The sequence below is a fragment of the Pseudolysinimonas sp. genome (assembly GCF_057350545.1).
Genome location: NZ_JBMRCP010000092.1, coordinates 15,103 through 29,977, shown reverse-complemented (window position 1 = coordinate 29,977; position 14,875 = coordinate 15,103). Strand labels below are relative to the sequence as shown.

The window sequence follows — 14,875 nt, the reverse complement described above, 5'->3', positions numbered from 1 at the left end:
GCTCGGTGATGCGGGCCGTCGTGTGCGAGCCGTCGTGGCGCACCCAGGCGACCGTCTGACCCTTCTTGATCGTGCCCGAGAAGACGCGCAGCAGCGCGATGCGCGCGAGGAACGGGCTCGCGTCGAGGTTCGTCACCCACGCCTGCAGCGGCGCCTCGTCGTCGTAGGCCGGGGCGGGCACATGCTGGAGGATCGCCTCGAACAGCGGTTCGAGGTCTGCGTTGTCGGGGAGCGTGCCGTTCTCCGGCTTGTTCCACGACGCGGCGCCGTTGCGGCCCGACGCGTAGACGACCGGGAGGTCGAGCAGCGCGTCGACGTCGAGGTCCGGGATGTCATCGTGCAGGTCGCTCGCGAGTGCGAGCAGCAGGTCGTGGCTCTCCTCGACGACGGCGTCGATGCGGGCATCCGGGCGGTCGGTCTTGTTGACGAGCAGGATGACGGGGAGCTTCGCCTCGAGCGCCTTGCGCAGCACGAACCGCGTCTGCGGCAGCGGACCCTCCGACGCGTCGACGAGCAGCACCACGCCGTCGACCATCGACAGCCCGCGCTCCACCTCGCCGCCGAAGTCGGCGTGACCGGGGGTGTCGATGACGTTGATCGTCACGTGACCGTCGGTCGCGTGGATGCCCTTGTAGGTGACCGCGGTGTTCTTCGCGAGGATCGTGATCCCCTTCTCGCGCTCCAGGTCGTTCGAATCCATGGCGCGTTCCTCCATGTGCTCGTGCGAGCCGAAGGAGCCGGTCTGACGCAGCATGGCGTCGACCAGCGTCGTCTTGCCGTGGTCGACGTGCGCGACGATGGCGACGTTTCTCAGGTCGTTGCGACGTGCTTCGGCCATAGCTGTACCTCGAAATCGTGAAGGGGGGAACGCTCCAGTCTATCGGGGGCTGCGGGTCCGTGTGGGACTCAGGACCGAAGAGGCGGGGACCCCTACCCCGATTCGGTCCTGAGCCCAACCCCGCCCCTCCGCGCTGACGGGTTCCCCGACGATGCCGAGGCTCTGCTCTCCCACTGTCTTAGAAGGCGTCGACGAGTGACTCGGGGGTGGGGCGCGTCGCGATCGATGAGGCAATCGGGGTAGGGGCCCCGCCTCTTGCCTCAGCGGTCGCGACGCGCCCCACCCCCGCCCCGAGTTACTCGGAAGGAGCCGGCGCCCACTTCCAGGCGTTCCAGAACACCCCGCGGGCGAGCGGCGACCGGGTGACGTTGGCGATGTCGTCGCGCACCGCCGTGAGCGTCGGATAGGAGTACAGCGGGGTGCCGTAGGAGGCCGCCCACAGGCGGGTGTCGATCTCCGCGGCGAGGCGGGTCTGCTCGGCCGGGCTCTCGGCGCGGGCGAGTTCGTCGACGAGGGTGTCGACCTCGGGGTCGGAGTAGCGCGTGAAGTTGGCGAGCGCGGAGTCGCTGCGGTAGATCGCTCCGGCGGCCCCAGGCCCGAGGCGGGTGGTGTCCCAGGCGAAGAGGGCCGCGTCGTAGGCTCCGGCCACTCCGAGGAGGCCGCGCCAGTCGGGGCTCGAGCAGTCGGTGACGACGAAGCCGGCGCGCGCCGCGCTGTCGCGGAGGGCCGCGAACTCCTGCTGCCGACGTTCGCTCGCGGGGTCGTAGAGCACGCACACCTGCGGAGCGGTGACGCCCGCCTCCTCGAGCAGCGCGGTCGCGGCGGACACGTCGGTCGACGCGAAGTCGGCGGAGCCGTTGTCGGCGATCGCGTCGGCGTACCCTTCCGCACCGGGCCGCAACAGGAACGAGTCGAGCAGCGCGGCATCCGGCTGCACCGGGACGACCTGCTCGTCGAGGATCTGCTGCCGCGGCACGACGTGCAGGAACGCCCGCCGCACCCGCTCGTCGGTGAAGGTGGCGTGACGACCGTCGGCGAACATGAGGTCGAGGTGCTCGAAGCGCCCGTCGGTGCCCGCGACGACGCTCACCCCGTCGACGTCGAGCAGCGCCGACGCCACGTCTTCCGACGGTTCCGGCGAGGCGATGTCGACGTCGCCCGCGGCGAGCAGGCGTGCGGCTTCGAGCGGGTCCGGCACGAAGCGCACCCGGATGGTCTCGATCGTCGGGCGGCGGTCGCCCCGATACTCGGGGTTGGCGTCGAGCGTGACTCCGGTCTCGTCGATCGCGGAGATCGCATAGGGGCCCGAGGCGAGCAGCAGCGTGGCATCCTCGGGGGTCTGGTCGCCGGGCGTCTCGTCGAGGTTGTACGCGTCGTTCCAGGTGCGGGCCAGTGCGCCGAGCGCGTCCTCGTCACCGTCGAGCACGGCCGCGACGAGGTCGTCTTTGGCGCTGCCGGCATCCTCGTAATCGCGTCCGGTGGCGATCGTCTGCAGCGCGTGGGCCGGGATGCCCGGCGCGAGTACGGTGCGCCAGTTCGGCACGAACTCGTCGAAGTGCACGAAGATCGCGCGGTCGTCGGCGACCTGCGGCGTCTGGGTCGCGAGCTCGAGCCCTCCCCCGGCTGCGCCGTCGAAGAAGACGACGTCGTCGGGGAAGTCGTCGGTGTAGCGCCCGGTGTCGGGGTCGACGTAGGCGGTGTCGTCGAACTCGGGGGTGTTGAGCGCTCCGGAGTTCGCCGCCCAGGCGAGCAGCAGGTCGGCGGCGTCGACGGGAGTGCCGTCCGACCAGCGGGCGTCGGCGGAGACCTCGTAGCGCACGGTGAGCGGGTCTTCGGCGACGATCTGCGCGGTGCCGAACGAGCGGTCTTCGACGAGACGGTAGGCGTCGTCGTACGACGCGAACGCGGATCCGGTGAGCCACGCGACGTCGGCGTTGGTGGCGCTCGAGCGACCGTAGGAGGTGTCGGGGTTGAGCGACGTGAACGGCTCCGCGACGGCGACGGTGACCTCGCTGCCCTCGACGACCGTCGAGCTGGTGCAGCCGGTGAGGGCGACGGCGACCGCGATCACGGCTCCCGCCGCGGCGATGCGCGGCGTCTTCCTCGACGGACGGCGGGTCACCGGGCCAGCCTAGGCCGTGTCGCCGGGAGCGGCCTCGACGACGACCGGTGCGACGGCGAGACGTCCGTCGTGCATCTCGAGCACGCGGTCGGCGAACCCGGCGACGCGGGGGTCGTGCGTCGAGACGACGGCCGCGAGCCCCGTCTCGTCGACGAGCGACCGAAGGAGTCGCATGACCGAACCCGCCGTCTCACTGTCGAGCTGACCCGTCGGCTCGTCGGCGAGCAGCAGCCGCGGCCTGGCGGCGAGTGCTCGCGCGATCGCGACGCGCTGCTGCTGACCACCGGAGAGCTCCGCGGGGCGTTGGGCGGCGTGACCCGAGAGCCCGACGAGGCCGAGCAGCTCGTGCACGCGCGCCTCGCGCTCCGCGACGGGTGCATGGGCGATCCGCAACGGCACTTCGACGTTCTCGGCGGCGGAGAGCACGGGGATGAGGTCGAACGACTGCACGACGGTGCCGAGCTCGCGGCGGCGCAGGTCGGCGAGACGCTCGGGCGTGAGCGTCGAGAGGTCCTCCCCCGCGAGCAGGACGGTGCCGGAGGTCGGCGTCTGCAGGCCGCCGAGCAGGTCGAGCAGCGTCGTCTTGCCCGCGCCGGAGCGGCCGCGGATGACGACGAGCTCCCCGGTCGAGACGGCGAGGTCGACGTCCTCGACGGCGTGCACCACTGCTCCCCCGGTGCCGAAGACGCGGGAGAGGCCCGTCGCTTCGAGCACGAGCTCCCCGCTCACGTGTCGCCCGCTCATGACTCCTCCTCCGCTCCGCGCCCGGCATCCGTGTCGCGGTCGGGTCGCACCTCGATGCGGTCGGTCTCGAGGGCGAGCCGCACCCTCTCGCTCATCGAGAGCGCCGCGAGGTAGTCCTGCGGCAGCTGCAGGCGCCCCGCCCGGTCGAGCACGGCGAACTCCTCGGCGATGTGCCGCTCCTCGCCGAGATCGTCGACCTCGGTGCGGCGCAGGGTCTCCGTCGCGGTGCGGCCATCGCGGATCTGCACGGTGCGGCGCACGTGCTCGGAGACGGTCGGGTCGTGCGTGACGATGAGCGCCGTCACCCCGAGCCGCTCGTTGAGGTCGCGGATCGCCTCGAGCACCTCCGACGACGACGTCTCGTCGAGCTCGCCCGTCGGCTCGTCCGCGAGCAGCACGTGCGGCTCGTTGGCGATCGCGACGGCGATCGCGACGCGCTGACGTTCGCCGCCCGACATCTCGGCGGGACGTCGGTCGCGTACATGGCCGACCCCGAGGGGCGCGAGCAGTTCGTCGACCCGGGCTGCGGTCGTGCGGGACCCCGCGACGCTGCGGGCGAACTGGATGTTCTCGGCCGCCGACAGGTACGGCAGCAGGTTGCGCTCCGTCTGCTGCCAGACGAAGCCGACGCTGTGTCGACGGAACTCGACGCGGTCGCGCTCCCCCATCGCGAGCAGGTCGTGCCCGGCGACGCGCGCCGAGCCGGCGGTCGGGATGTCGAGACCGGAGAGGATGGTGAGCAGCGTCGACTTGCCCGACCCGGACGCGCCGACGAGCGCGACGATCTCGCCGGGGTCGACGCGGAGGTCGAGACCTTGGAGGGCTTGCACCTCGACGCCCTTCGTGACGAAGATGCGCACGAGATCGCGGCAGAGGATGTGCGCTTCGGCGGTCACGCGGAGTCCTTCCGGTTGGGCAGCAGCACGGGGGCGAGGCTGAGGGCGGCCGCGGCGAGCGCGCCGACGACGATGAGCGCGAGCGCGAGCGGATCGCCGACGAGCGCGGGCGGCTCGACGCCTCCGACGACGGGGGCGAGGTCGACCGATGCGACGACGAGGAACGGGATCGCGGCGCCGAGGGCTCCGCCGATGAGGAACGACGACAGCAGCGCCGGCACGGACTCGACGATGAACGTGGAGCCGATGGTGCGGCGGTCGGCCCCGAGGCGATGGAGGCTGCGCACGAGGGTGACGCGGCGCGGGGCGGCGAGTCGCGCACTCATGAGGATGGCGATGACGGCGAGCAGGGCGGCGAGGGCGATCGCGATCGCGAACCCGGCGCGCAACGTGCCGGGGATCGGGGTGGCGCGCTGCTGCGCGATCCGGTCGTCGAGCGTCGTCACGCGGGACTGCGGCAAGGCCGTGGTGAGCGCCTCCGCGACGGCGGCGGCGTCGGCGCCCGGCTCGAGCCCGACGACGAGGATGCGCGGCGAGAACAGACCCGCCCCGATGACCTCGGAGGCGCTGCGGTCGACCATGAGCCACATACCGCCGCCGATGCCCGCGGCCCCGCCCGACGACCCGAGGAGTTCGGCGGAGACACCTTCGACGGTGTTCTCCTCACCGAGGATGTCGGCGACGAGGTCCGGCGAACCGACGAACGGGATCGGCGACTCACCGCCCTCCAGGCCCGCCGGGAACGACGTCTGGATGCCGGCGAGCTCGGCGCCGTCGACGACGTAGGCCGGCACCTGCAGCCGCTCGGACCCGTCGGAGAAGGTGACGGAGCCGACGGCCTCGATCCCGGCGAGGTGGGCGATCCCGGGCGTCGCCGCCAGTTCGTCGACCTGGTCGGCGGTCAGCGGCGGACCGTCGACCCGCAGGTCGCCGCCGACCGCGGCCGTCGCGGCGGTCACCGTGCCGCGGTCGAGAGTCGCGAGCAGCACGCTCGATCCGACGGCGATCGCGACCGCGACGACGAGCGCGAGCCCCGCGATCGAGCCGCCCGGGTCGCGGACCGCGCGGGCGAGGCCGAGGAAGCCCGCGAGACGGGGGCCTGCCGACGCGCGCGCGAGCGCCGCTCCCGCGGGGGCGGGCAGCAGCCGCTCGCCGAGGAGCGCTCCCGCCGTGGCGAGCAGGAGCGGCGCGACGACGCCGAGCCAGTCGACGCGTCCGTCGTCGGTCGTCCCCCCGCCCGTGACGAGCAGCACCGTCGACAGCACCGCGAGCCCGGTGACGACGAGGTCGAGCGCGAGTCGGAGTCGCCCGCTGGTGGAGGCACCGAGATCGTCGCGCGTCGAGCGTCGCAGCGGGAACGACGCGCGCGCCGCGAACACCGCGGCGGGCGCGAGCCCGACGATCGCGGCGACGACGATGACGGCGGGGTCGAACCGACCGGGGGTGAGCAGCAGCGCGAGTGCGACCCCGAACGCGGCCGCGGGGATGCCGACGAGGGCGCCCTCGAGCCCGAGCGCGGCGCGCAACGAGACCGGCGTCGCACCCCGCGCGGCGGCGAGCGCGAGCGTCGGGCGGCGCGCGGCCACGGTTCCCTGCGCGGCGAGCCCGAGCACCGCCCCGGCGACCCCGAGCGGTCCACTGCCGACGAGCACGAGCAACGCCGCCGTCGCTTCACTCCGCGCGAGCACCCGCTCGATCGCGGTGAGGGTCTCGGAGTTGAAGCGGAGCGTCGCGCCGCCGATCGACGGGATCTGTTCGCGTGCCGTCGTGAACCGCCGCAGCTCGGCCACGGTGGTCTGCGCCTGCTCGATCGTGAGTCCGGTCGCATCGAAGGGCAGCCACGCCGTGAGGCGCACCGCGCTCGCGAGATGCGGCAGTGCTGTCACCGTGCCCGGGGCGACGAAGATGGTTCCCGTCGCGCGCGGCGGGCTGTTGCCGTCGTCGAACTCCTCGGCGGTGAGCACCGACGGCACGTGCTGCCAGACCAGTGCCTCGGGGTCGTTCGCGTCGAAGACGCCGGTCAGCCGTAGCTCGAGGTTCGACTCGCGCACCATGCGGGCTTGTCCGATGTCCCAACCGAGGGTCTCGGCGGTGTCGGCCGACATCATGACCTCGACCACCGTGACGTACTGCCCGGTGACCGGATCCACCAGGAGTGCGTCGGGTTCCGTGGACGCGCCCGCGGGCGCGACGCCGTCGACGATCTCGACCCGGTCGAGGATGTGCGGGTCGAAGGCGAGTCGGGCGCTGCCGAGGGGCACGTCGTCGGGCGGGTCGGGGTGGGGCGCCGTGAGCACGCCGCCACGGGCGAGGTAGTCGATCGCTCCCAGGCGTTCGCGGAGGCCCGGGGCCGCGGTGTCGGCGAGGGCGCGAAGCTGCTCGTCGAGCGCGCCGTACACCTCAGCCTCCTCGGGTGGGAGGTCGGAGGTCTCCCCCGACCCGGGCTCGAGGTGTGCGGAGGCCTGCGCCACGAGGTCTCTCTGCGGTCCGCGCACGTCGGCGAGCGCCTGCCGCAGCTCGACACCGGCCGCTTCCGTCGCGGCGCGCGGTGCGGCGACGAGCAGTCCCGCGACGAGAACGACGAGGATGCCGACGACCGCCGACCACCCCGGTGCGGCGAGGTAGAGCCGGCGCGCGAGCCGCGCGCGCCCGAGCTCGGTCATGACGCGCCCCCCGACGAGGAGGCGCTGCGCGCCACGCGCTGCCCGTGCACGACCACGACGGCGGCAAGGACGACGGCGAACGCAGCGAGCAGCGCGAGACCGACGACGAGGTCGAGCTGGAGGGCGACCGTCGGGAGAACCCCCGATCCCGGGGCGGCGGCGCGCGCGAAGGCCGGCACGACGGCGAACGCGAGTGCGATGCCGACCCCGAGACCGCCCAGGCCTGCGAGGGCGATCGTGAGCGCGAGCTCGAGACGCTGTCCGCGCGCCTGCCGGGTCGGCAGCTCGCCGAGCACCGCCAGGATGCGGGTCTCGCGGCGACGTTCCGCGACGAGCGATGCGCTCACGCCCGCCACGCCGACGGCCGCGACGACGATCGCGCCGATCGCGGCGAGCCAGAGCAGCGTGCGCGCGATGCCGAGCATCCGGTCGCCGGTGTCGGGTTCGAGCCCGACGGCGATCGTGCCCTCGGGGAGCGCGGCGCGCACCGAGTCGGGATCCTCCGAGCGCACGACGAGCTCGGTCGCGGCGGGCACGGTCTCGGCGAGGCGCAGCTGCTGCACAGCGAAGGCGGGGAGGTCGACGAGCACCCCATCCCGATCTCCGGCGGTCGGCAGCGCCGGGACCGTCGCAGCGACGGTGCCGAGCACGTAGCGTCCGGTGCCGGCGAACCGCACGTCGACGTCCTCGCCTTCGCCGAGGCCGTTGCGAGCGGCGAACGCCGCGGTGACGACGACCGGCAGTCGCTCGCCCGCCTCGCCGGGCGGCATCAGACGCACGGCGACCTGGTCGCGCGACGTCCGACCGAGATCGAAGCCGAGGCCGTCGGTCGCGGTCGCGAAGCGGAGCTCGGGGGCGAACGGGTTCGCGTCCGCGAAGAAGTCCGGGAAGGCCTCGAACTGCGGCTCCCAGTCGACGGGTACCGGGACGTCCACGGCACCCCCCTCGGTCGTCGCGGTGATCGACGTCACTCGAGCCGAGATCTCGCCGACGGCGCGCGACACGTCGGCGTCGAGTGCGGCGACCGCGGCGACGGGGCCTTCGATCGGCGACCCGTCGAGCGGCGCCGACCGCACGCGACCCGTGGGCTCGATCACCCAGAGACGGAGGACGACGCCGTCGGTTGCCGTCGTCGCCACCTCGAGCCGCGTCGTGCCGTCCGGAAGCACCAGCGCCGGGGTCGACGCCTCGAGCGACACGCCGAGGGCGTCGGGGTCGACGAGACCCGGAAGCGAGCGGAGAGCGTCCGGGAGCCGCTTCGCCGTCGCGAGCACGATGAGCGGTTCGTCGTCGCCGAACTCCCCCGGGGTGCGCAGGAGAGCGGTCGAGCCCGTGACGGGCAGGGAGTCGGGGTCGGCGACCGCAGGCCACTCGGAGACGAGCAGGTCACCCCCGACTCGGAGCTCACGGACGTCGCGGGCGATCCGTTCCCCCGTCGCCCCGAACGCGGAGGCGAAGGCGGTGGAGGCCGCGGCGATGGCGACGAGGAGCACAACGGTCGCGAGAACCGGGAGGCGGCGAGCGAGCCGCCGTACCGCGAGGGCGGGGCCCAGAGCGCGCCATCGACCCGATGTCGCATCGACGACGCGCGCCGCTGCGCCGACGGCGGCGAGGACGAGCACCGAGCCGCCGAGCAGCCCGAGAGCGGGAGCCGCGATCCCCGCAGGGTCGGCGGCGGAACCCGTCGAGACGAGACGCCAGATCGAGAGCCCGGCCGCACCGAACAGGAGCACGAGACCGACGACGCCGGCGGCTCGCGTGCGTCCGGAGCTCGCCGCGGCCTCGTCGGCGCGATCACGCGGGATGACCGCGAGCACGACGGGAATCGCGACGAGCGAGAGGGCGAGGGGAACGACGACCACGAGGGCGAGGGCGAGCAGCACCGGGGTCCCCGCGATGACGGCCGCGACGACGCCCCCGATGAGCGCTCCCGCGACACCGACCGCGGCGACTTCGCGCAGTTCGCCGACCACGAGTCGCCGCCTCGACGCACCGCGCGAGCGCGTCACCGAGAGTTCCGTCAGCCGCGACAGCGCGAGGACTCGGACGACGTCCCGGGCGGCGACGAGCCCGCCGACGCCGACGACGAGGAAGGGCACGAGCGCGAGCAGCCGGGCCCGCCAGCTGAGGTCGAGCAGTTCTCCCGCCCAGGCCCCGAGCCCTCCGGAGACCGCGGTGAGCGATGTGACGCCGTCGTCGGAGAGCACCTGGGCGAGCACCGCCGCGCCGTCGCGGTACTGCATCAGGTCGCCCGTCCCGGCCCGCGCAGGATCGGGACGGAGCACGACGACCTCGTCCACCTCCTCGACGAGCACGGGGACCGCTCCGAACGCTCCGGGTGCGCTCTCCGCGACCTCGTCGGCCTCCGCCGACGCGACGATCATGCGGGCACCGGCGTCGTCCGCGGCCGCGCGCACGGCAGCGTCGAGTCCCGACTCGAGCGCGCCCACCATCCCCACGCCGACGCCCGTGAGCACCGCGGCGGTGACCGCGATCGCCGTCAGCTGGCCGACGCGCGACCGCACCCGGGCCGCGACGATGCTCACGCGCACAGCCTAAAGCGAGGCACCGTCAGCTACGAGGGATCAGGACGCGCGGCGCGCCTCGCGGCGGCGACGCTGCTCCTCGGGGTCGGGCACGGGCACAGCAGAGATGAGGCGCTGCGTGTAGGGGTCGCGCGGGTTGCGGAGGATCTCCTCCTTGGTGCCCTGCTCGACGATCTTGCCGCGGTGCATCACGGCGATGCGGTGCGCGAGCAGGTCGACGACCGCGAGGTCGTGGCTCACGAAGAGGCACGCGAACTGCAGCTGCTCCTGGATGCCCTGCAACAGTTCGAGGAAACGCGCCTGCACCGAGACGTCGAGCGCGCTCGTCGGCTCGTCGGCGACGAGCAGCTCGGGGGCGAGGGCGAGTGCGCGGGCGATGCCGACGCGCTGGCGCTGCCCGCCCGACAGCTCGTGCGGGTAGCGGTTGCGGTAGGCGCGCGGCAGCTCGACTTGATCGAGCAGCGTCTCGACGCGGCGGTCGAGTTCAGCGCCCTTCGCCTCACCGGCGAGCAGCAGCGGCTCGCCGATCGACTGCCCGATCGGCATGCGCGGGTTGAGCGACGACCCCGGGTCCTGGAAGACGATGCCGGTGCGTCGGCGGATAGGACGCAGATCCTTGAGCGACGCGTCGGAGATGTCGGTGCCGACGACCGTGAGCTTCCCCTCGGCGACCGGCAGCAGGCCGACGGCGGCGCGGCCGAGCGTGGTCTTGCCCGATCCCGACTCGCCGACGAGGCCGACGATCTCGCCCGGGTACACCTCGAGGTCGATGTTCTCGACGGCGCGGAAGGCCGGGATGCGCCCGCGCTTCGGGTACTCGATCGCGACGTTCTCGAAGCGCAGGATCGGCTCGACCGGTCCGGCGGTCTTGTCGAGGGTCTCGTTGACGTTGACCGCGCCCATGCCGAGGTGAGGCACCGACGCCAGCAGCGACTGCGTGTACGGGTGCTGGGGACGGTTGAAGATGGCGTCGGCGGAACCGACCTCGACGGCGACGCCGTCCTTCATCACGAGCATGTGGTCGGCGAGGTCGGCGACGACGCCCATGTCGTGCGTGATGAGGATGATCGCGGAATCGAGGCGACGGTGCAGGTCGCGCAGCAGGTCGAGGATCTCGGCTTGCACGGTCACGTCGAGCGCCGTCGTCGGCTCGTCGGCGATGAGCAGCACCGGGTCGCACGAGATCGACTGCGCGATCATCGCGCGCTGTCGCTGACCGCCCGAGAGCTGGTGGGGATACTTGTGGAACGAGGCCTCGGGGTTGGGGATCTCGACCATCCCGAGCAGTTCGATGGCGCGCGCCCGCGCGGCGGCGAGCGGCAGGTCGTAGTGCGTGCGCAGCGACTCGGTGATCTGGAAACCGACCGTGTAGACGGGGTTGAGGGCCGTCATCGGCTCCTGGAAGATCACGGCGATCGAGCCGCCGCGCACCTTGCGCAGCTCGTCCTCGCGAATGCCCTGGAGCTCCTGCCCGAGCAGCTTGATCGAACCCGTGACGCGCGCGTTCGGCGGCAGCAGGCCGAGGAGCGCCATCGACGAGGAACTCTTGCCCGACCCCGACTCGCCGACGATCGCGAGCACCTCGCCGCGCCTGACGGTGTAGGTGAGGTCCTTCGCGGCGGTGTAGAACTCGCCGTCGACCCAGAAGTCGACCCCGAGATCGGTGACCTCCAGGACGATCTCGCGGTTGTCGACCGGCGTCTGGGCGTTCATCGGTGCTCCTCGGTGGTGCTCAGGATGTCTGGGAGGATCGGGGGATGCGCTTCCAGGAGTCGACCTTCCGGCCGCTGTTCGGCCGCATCCTCAGTGTCGTGATCGGGGTGCTCGGCGTCGCGGCGATCGGCACGACGCTGCTCGACGCCGACCCGCTGACGACGCTGCGCACGGTCTCCGTGGTGGGGCTCATCGTGGTGCTGACCTTCGCGGCGTTCTGGTTCCCCGGCGTCGCCGTGCGCGAGGAGGCGATCGAGGTGCGCAACGTCTTCACGACGTCGGTCGTGCCGTGGGGTGCCATCCGCCGCATCGAGACGAAGTGGGCGCTCGCCCTGACCACCGACCGCGGCACCGTGAGCGCATGGGCGAGCCCCGCGCCGGGCCGTTACGCGACGCTCTCGATGACGAGGGGCGACGTGCGACGCGCCGCAGACTCCGGTCGAGCCGCGGAGGGCAGCATCCGCCCCGGCGACTCCCCGACCACGGAGAGCGGCGCCGTGGCGCTCGTCATCCGCAACCACTGGGAACAGCTGCGCGACGACGACCTGCTCGACCCGCCGAACGCCGGCACCGGCCCCACGCGTCGCGCGCACGTCGTGACGATCGCCGTGACGCTCGCCTTCGTGGCCGCGACGGTGCTGAGCTTCGCGCTCTAGCATCCTCACGCCTTCGCCGCCCGGCGCTCGGCTGCCTTGCGCAGCGCCCGCTCCGTCGGAACACGCTTCTGGCGCGGGTCGAATGCGTCGCGCAGACCGTCGCCGATGAAGTTGATGCACAGCGCGATCGCGATGATGAACAGGCCCGGCCACCAGAACAGCCACGGGCGCGTCGAGAACGCGGCCTGGTTGTCGGAGATGATCTTGCCGAGCGACGTGTCGGGCGACTGCACGCCGTAGCCGAGGAACGACAGCGCCGCCTCGAGCAGGATCGCCGCCGCCATCAGCAGCGTCGAGTTGACGATGATGACGCCGATCGCGTTCGGCAGGATGTGCCGGAACATGATGCGGCCGTCGCTCGCGCCGGCGACTCGCGCGGCGTCGACGAACTCGCGCTCGCGCAGGCTGAGGAACTCGGCGCGCACGAGACGGGCCAGGCCCGTCCAGGTGAAACCGCCGATGACGAGCGCGAGCACGACGGCGCCCATCTCGCCGAACGTACGACCCAGCACCGCGCCGACGACGATCAGCGGGATCGTGATGATGACGTCGGTGAAACGCATGATCACGGGGTCGACCCAACGCCGGTAGTAGCCGCTGAGTGCGCCGAGGGTCGTGCCGATCACGGTCGCGACGATGCCCACGATGAACAGGATCATGAGCGACTGCTGCGTGCCGCGCATCGTGAGCGCGAAGATGTCGCGCCCGACCTCGTCCTGGCCGAACGGGTGCGCGCCGAACTGGATGCCGTCGCCGCCGAGCCACTCCGGGACCAGCGAGAGGGTCGGACGCCCGCGGTTGATGACCTCGGGGATCTGCGTCCAGGTCCACTGCCACCAGCCGGGCACCCGGATGTCGCCGATGGCGAGCCCGACCGACGTGAAGGCGAGCAGCACGATGAACGTGAGCACGACGAGCGACACCATCGCGCCCTTGTGCCGGAAGAACCGGCGACGCACGATCTGACCCTGCGAGAGGCCCTCGATCTCCTTGAGCTCGATCGAGTTCTCGGCGTCCACGGGGTGCGAGAGGTTCTCCGCCTCACCGGGCGGGGGAACTACGGGGTTGGTCATCAGCTCACCCGGATCCGGGGGTCGAGCGCCGCGTACACGAGGTCCGCGAGCAGGTTGAAGAAGATCGCCAGGAACCCGACGACGAGGAAGAACGCCATCACCGGGTTGGGGTCGGTGCGGTCGACGCCGCCCTGGAACAGCTGCCCCATACCGGTGAACGCGAACACACGCTCGGTGATCACTGCGCCGCCCACGATGCCGCCGATGTCGAAGGCGACGATCGTCGCGATCGGGATGAGCGCGTTCCGGAAGGCGTGACGCACGACCACGGTGCGCTCGGTGAGGCCCTTCGACCGCGCCGTGCGGATGTAGTCCTGGTTCATCACCTCGAGCAGGCTCGCGCGCGAGTAGCGCGTGTAGGTCGCGAACGAGATGAGGATGAGCGCGAGCGTCGGCAGCAGCAGGTGCGTGAACGTGTCGACGCCCTCCACCCAGAGCGAGCCCTCGAGGCCGGGCGTCTGCGCGCCGATCGTGGCGATCGGCCGACCGCGGATGCGTCCCGAGTTCGAGTACGGCGCCCAGGCGGCCATGTAGCGGTCGAGCGCGATGACGAACGCGACGAAGAACGCCGTGAAGGCGCCGACCCGGATGATCGGCCGCTTGTCGTCGCCACCGAAGAAGTAGCCCACGGCGCCGCCCACGAGGACCGTGACGACGGCGAGACCGAGCAGCATCCACCACTCGGTGATCCAGTACGAGATCCAGAGGCGGAACGGGAAGTAGAGGGCGATACCGATCACCGCGACGACGATCGAGGTGCGCAGTGCCCGCTTGTTCTTGAGCCCGGTGAGAACCGCGGGCACGCCGAACGCCACCGCCGCTGCGGTGATCACGACGCCGACGATGCCGACCGACGGGTCGAGGAACCACTGCGTGAGGTTGAAGTACACGCCGAGGGCGCCCGTCGAGAGGAGCGCGATGCCGAACGTGAGGATCTTGCGCCGGAGGCTTCCGGGGATGATCGAGGCCCACAGCAACCCGGAGACGACGGCCGCGACCGCGACCAACCACCAGGGGACTTGTGCTCCGTCTTGCAGGAAGTCGTTGAGGCCGATCGCGATGTACTGCTTGAGCAGCACGGCGACCCAGAAGATCGGCAGCGAGAAGAAGAGGAACGAGATGAAGGTGACGCTGTAGTCGTAGCCGCTGTACTGACGCAGCGCGGTCGTGATGCCGACGACGAGGCCGAGGACGATGGCGACGATCGTCGCGATCGTCACGAGCTGGAGGGTCGAGCCCAGCGCCTGCCCGAGCATGGCGTTCACGTCCCGGCCGTCGATGCTGACGCCGAGGTTGAAGAAGCCGTTGCCCCGGACACCGAGGAGATTGCCGAGCCAGAGGAAGTAGCGCAACGGCGGCGGAACATCGAGTTCCAGCAGGCGGATGCGCGACGCGATGAGCTGCTCCTTGTTCGGAGCGTTGCTCTCGATGAGCTCCTCGAGCGGGTCGCCCGAGTAGGCGACGAGGAGGTACATCAGATAGGTGGCGGCGATGAAGACGAGGACCGATGCGATCAGTCGCCGCACGACGAATGAGGCCATGGTTGGCGTGTTCCGATCTGTGGGAGACCAGCACCGGGCGCTGGGGCGCGAACGCCCCAGCGCCCGGTGTGGTCAGGAGAGGT

At 71.9% G+C, this 14,875-nt stretch carries 10 protein-coding genes; 1 reads left to right on the top strand and 9 read right to left on the bottom strand.

Annotated features, from left to right (window positions below):
- The 7 genes from ACO1X9_RS12935 to ACO1X9_RS12905 all read right to left on the bottom strand — a co-directional run.
- Positions 1–838 (bottom strand): GTP-binding protein (locus ACO1X9_RS12935; protein WP_486351255.1); only part of this gene is annotated, 838 nt, incomplete at its 3' end.
- Between the two features lie 295 nt (positions 839–1,133).
- Positions 1,134–2,960 (bottom strand): ABC transporter family substrate-binding protein, encoded by a 1,827-nt coding sequence (locus ACO1X9_RS12930; protein WP_486351254.1) that lies wholly within the window; start codon positions 2,958–2,960, stop codon positions 1,134–1,136.
- Between the two features lie 9 nt (positions 2,961–2,969).
- Positions 2,970–3,704: an ABC transporter ATP-binding protein gene (locus ACO1X9_RS12925; protein WP_486351253.1), complete on the bottom strand. Its 735-nt coding sequence runs from the start codon at positions 3,702–3,704 to the stop codon at positions 2,970–2,972.
- Entirely contained in the window at positions 3,701–4,600 is a 900-nt protein-coding gene (locus tag ACO1X9_RS12920) for an ABC transporter ATP-binding protein (protein ID WP_486351252.1), read from the bottom strand. The genes ACO1X9_RS12925 and ACO1X9_RS12920 overlap by 4 nt, the downstream gene beginning before the upstream one ends.
- The gene (locus tag ACO1X9_RS12915; RefSeq protein WP_486351251.1) at positions 4,597–7,263 is read right to left on the bottom strand and encodes an FtsX-like permease family protein; all 2,667 of its coding nucleotides are present in this window, start codon (positions 7,261–7,263) and stop codon (positions 4,597–4,599) included. Before ACO1X9_RS12915 ends, ACO1X9_RS12920 begins: the two co-directional genes overlap by 4 nt.
- Positions 7,260–9,809: a hypothetical protein gene (locus ACO1X9_RS12910; RefSeq protein ID WP_486351250.1), complete on the bottom strand. Its 2,550-nt coding sequence runs from the start codon at positions 9,807–9,809 to the stop codon at positions 7,260–7,262. Before ACO1X9_RS12910 ends, ACO1X9_RS12915 begins: the two co-directional genes overlap by 4 nt.
- Before the next feature lie 39 nt (positions 9,810–9,848).
- Positions 9,849–11,522 carry a dipeptide ABC transporter ATP-binding protein gene (locus ACO1X9_RS12905; RefSeq protein WP_486351249.1) on the bottom strand — a complete coding sequence of 558 codons (1,674 nt, stop codon included), beginning with the start codon at positions 11,520–11,522 and terminating at the stop codon, positions 9,849–9,851.
- 44 nt (positions 11,523–11,566) lie between these two features.
- Between ACO1X9_RS12905 and ACO1X9_RS12900 the strand changes: the two genes are divergently transcribed.
- The gene (locus ACO1X9_RS12900; RefSeq protein WP_486351248.1) at positions 11,567–12,178 is read left to right on the top strand and encodes a PH domain-containing protein; all 612 of its coding nucleotides are present in this window, start codon (positions 11,567–11,569) and stop codon (positions 12,176–12,178) included.
- A 5-nt stretch (positions 12,179–12,183) separates the two neighbouring features.
- Here the strand turns inward: ACO1X9_RS12900 and ACO1X9_RS12895 are convergent, their stop codons facing one another.
- The gene (locus ACO1X9_RS12895; protein ID WP_486351247.1) at positions 12,184–13,251 is read right to left on the bottom strand and encodes an ABC transporter permease; all 1,068 of its coding nucleotides are present in this window, start codon (positions 13,249–13,251) and stop codon (positions 12,184–12,186) included.
- Complete coding sequence (locus tag ACO1X9_RS12890) at positions 13,251–14,792, bottom strand: ABC transporter permease (RefSeq protein ID WP_486351246.1); 1,542 nt, start codon at positions 14,790–14,792, stop codon at positions 13,251–13,253. The genes ACO1X9_RS12895 and ACO1X9_RS12890 overlap by 1 nt, the downstream gene beginning before the upstream one ends.
- Positions 14,793–14,875: the final 83 nt, after the last annotated feature.

What these genes read in the sequence shown, in the direction of transcription:
- ACO1X9_RS12925 (WP_486351253.1), bottom strand. Translation starts at nt 3,704, where the DNA reads ATGAGCGGGCGACACGTGAGCGGGGAGCTCGTGCTCGAAGCGACGGGC.
- ACO1X9_RS12915 (WP_486351251.1), bottom strand. Translation starts at nt 7,263, where the DNA reads ATGACCGAGCTCGGGCGCGCGCGGCTCGCGCGCCGGCTCTACCTCGCC.
- ACO1X9_RS12905 (WP_486351249.1), bottom strand. Translation starts at nt 11,522, where the DNA reads ATGAACGCCCAGACGCCGGTCGACAACCGCGAGATCGTCCTGGAGGTC.
- ACO1X9_RS12900 (WP_486351248.1), top strand. Translation starts at nt 11,567, where the DNA reads ATGCGCTTCCAGGAGTCGACCTTCCGGCCGCTGTTCGGCCGCATCCTC.
- ACO1X9_RS12895 (WP_486351247.1), bottom strand. Translation starts at nt 13,251, where the DNA reads ATGACCAACCCCGTAGTTCCCCCGCCCGGTGAGGCGGAGAACCTCTCG.
- ACO1X9_RS12890 (WP_486351246.1), bottom strand. Translation starts at nt 14,792, where the DNA reads ATGGCCTCATTCGTCGTGCGGCGACTGATCGCATCGGTCCTCGTCTTC.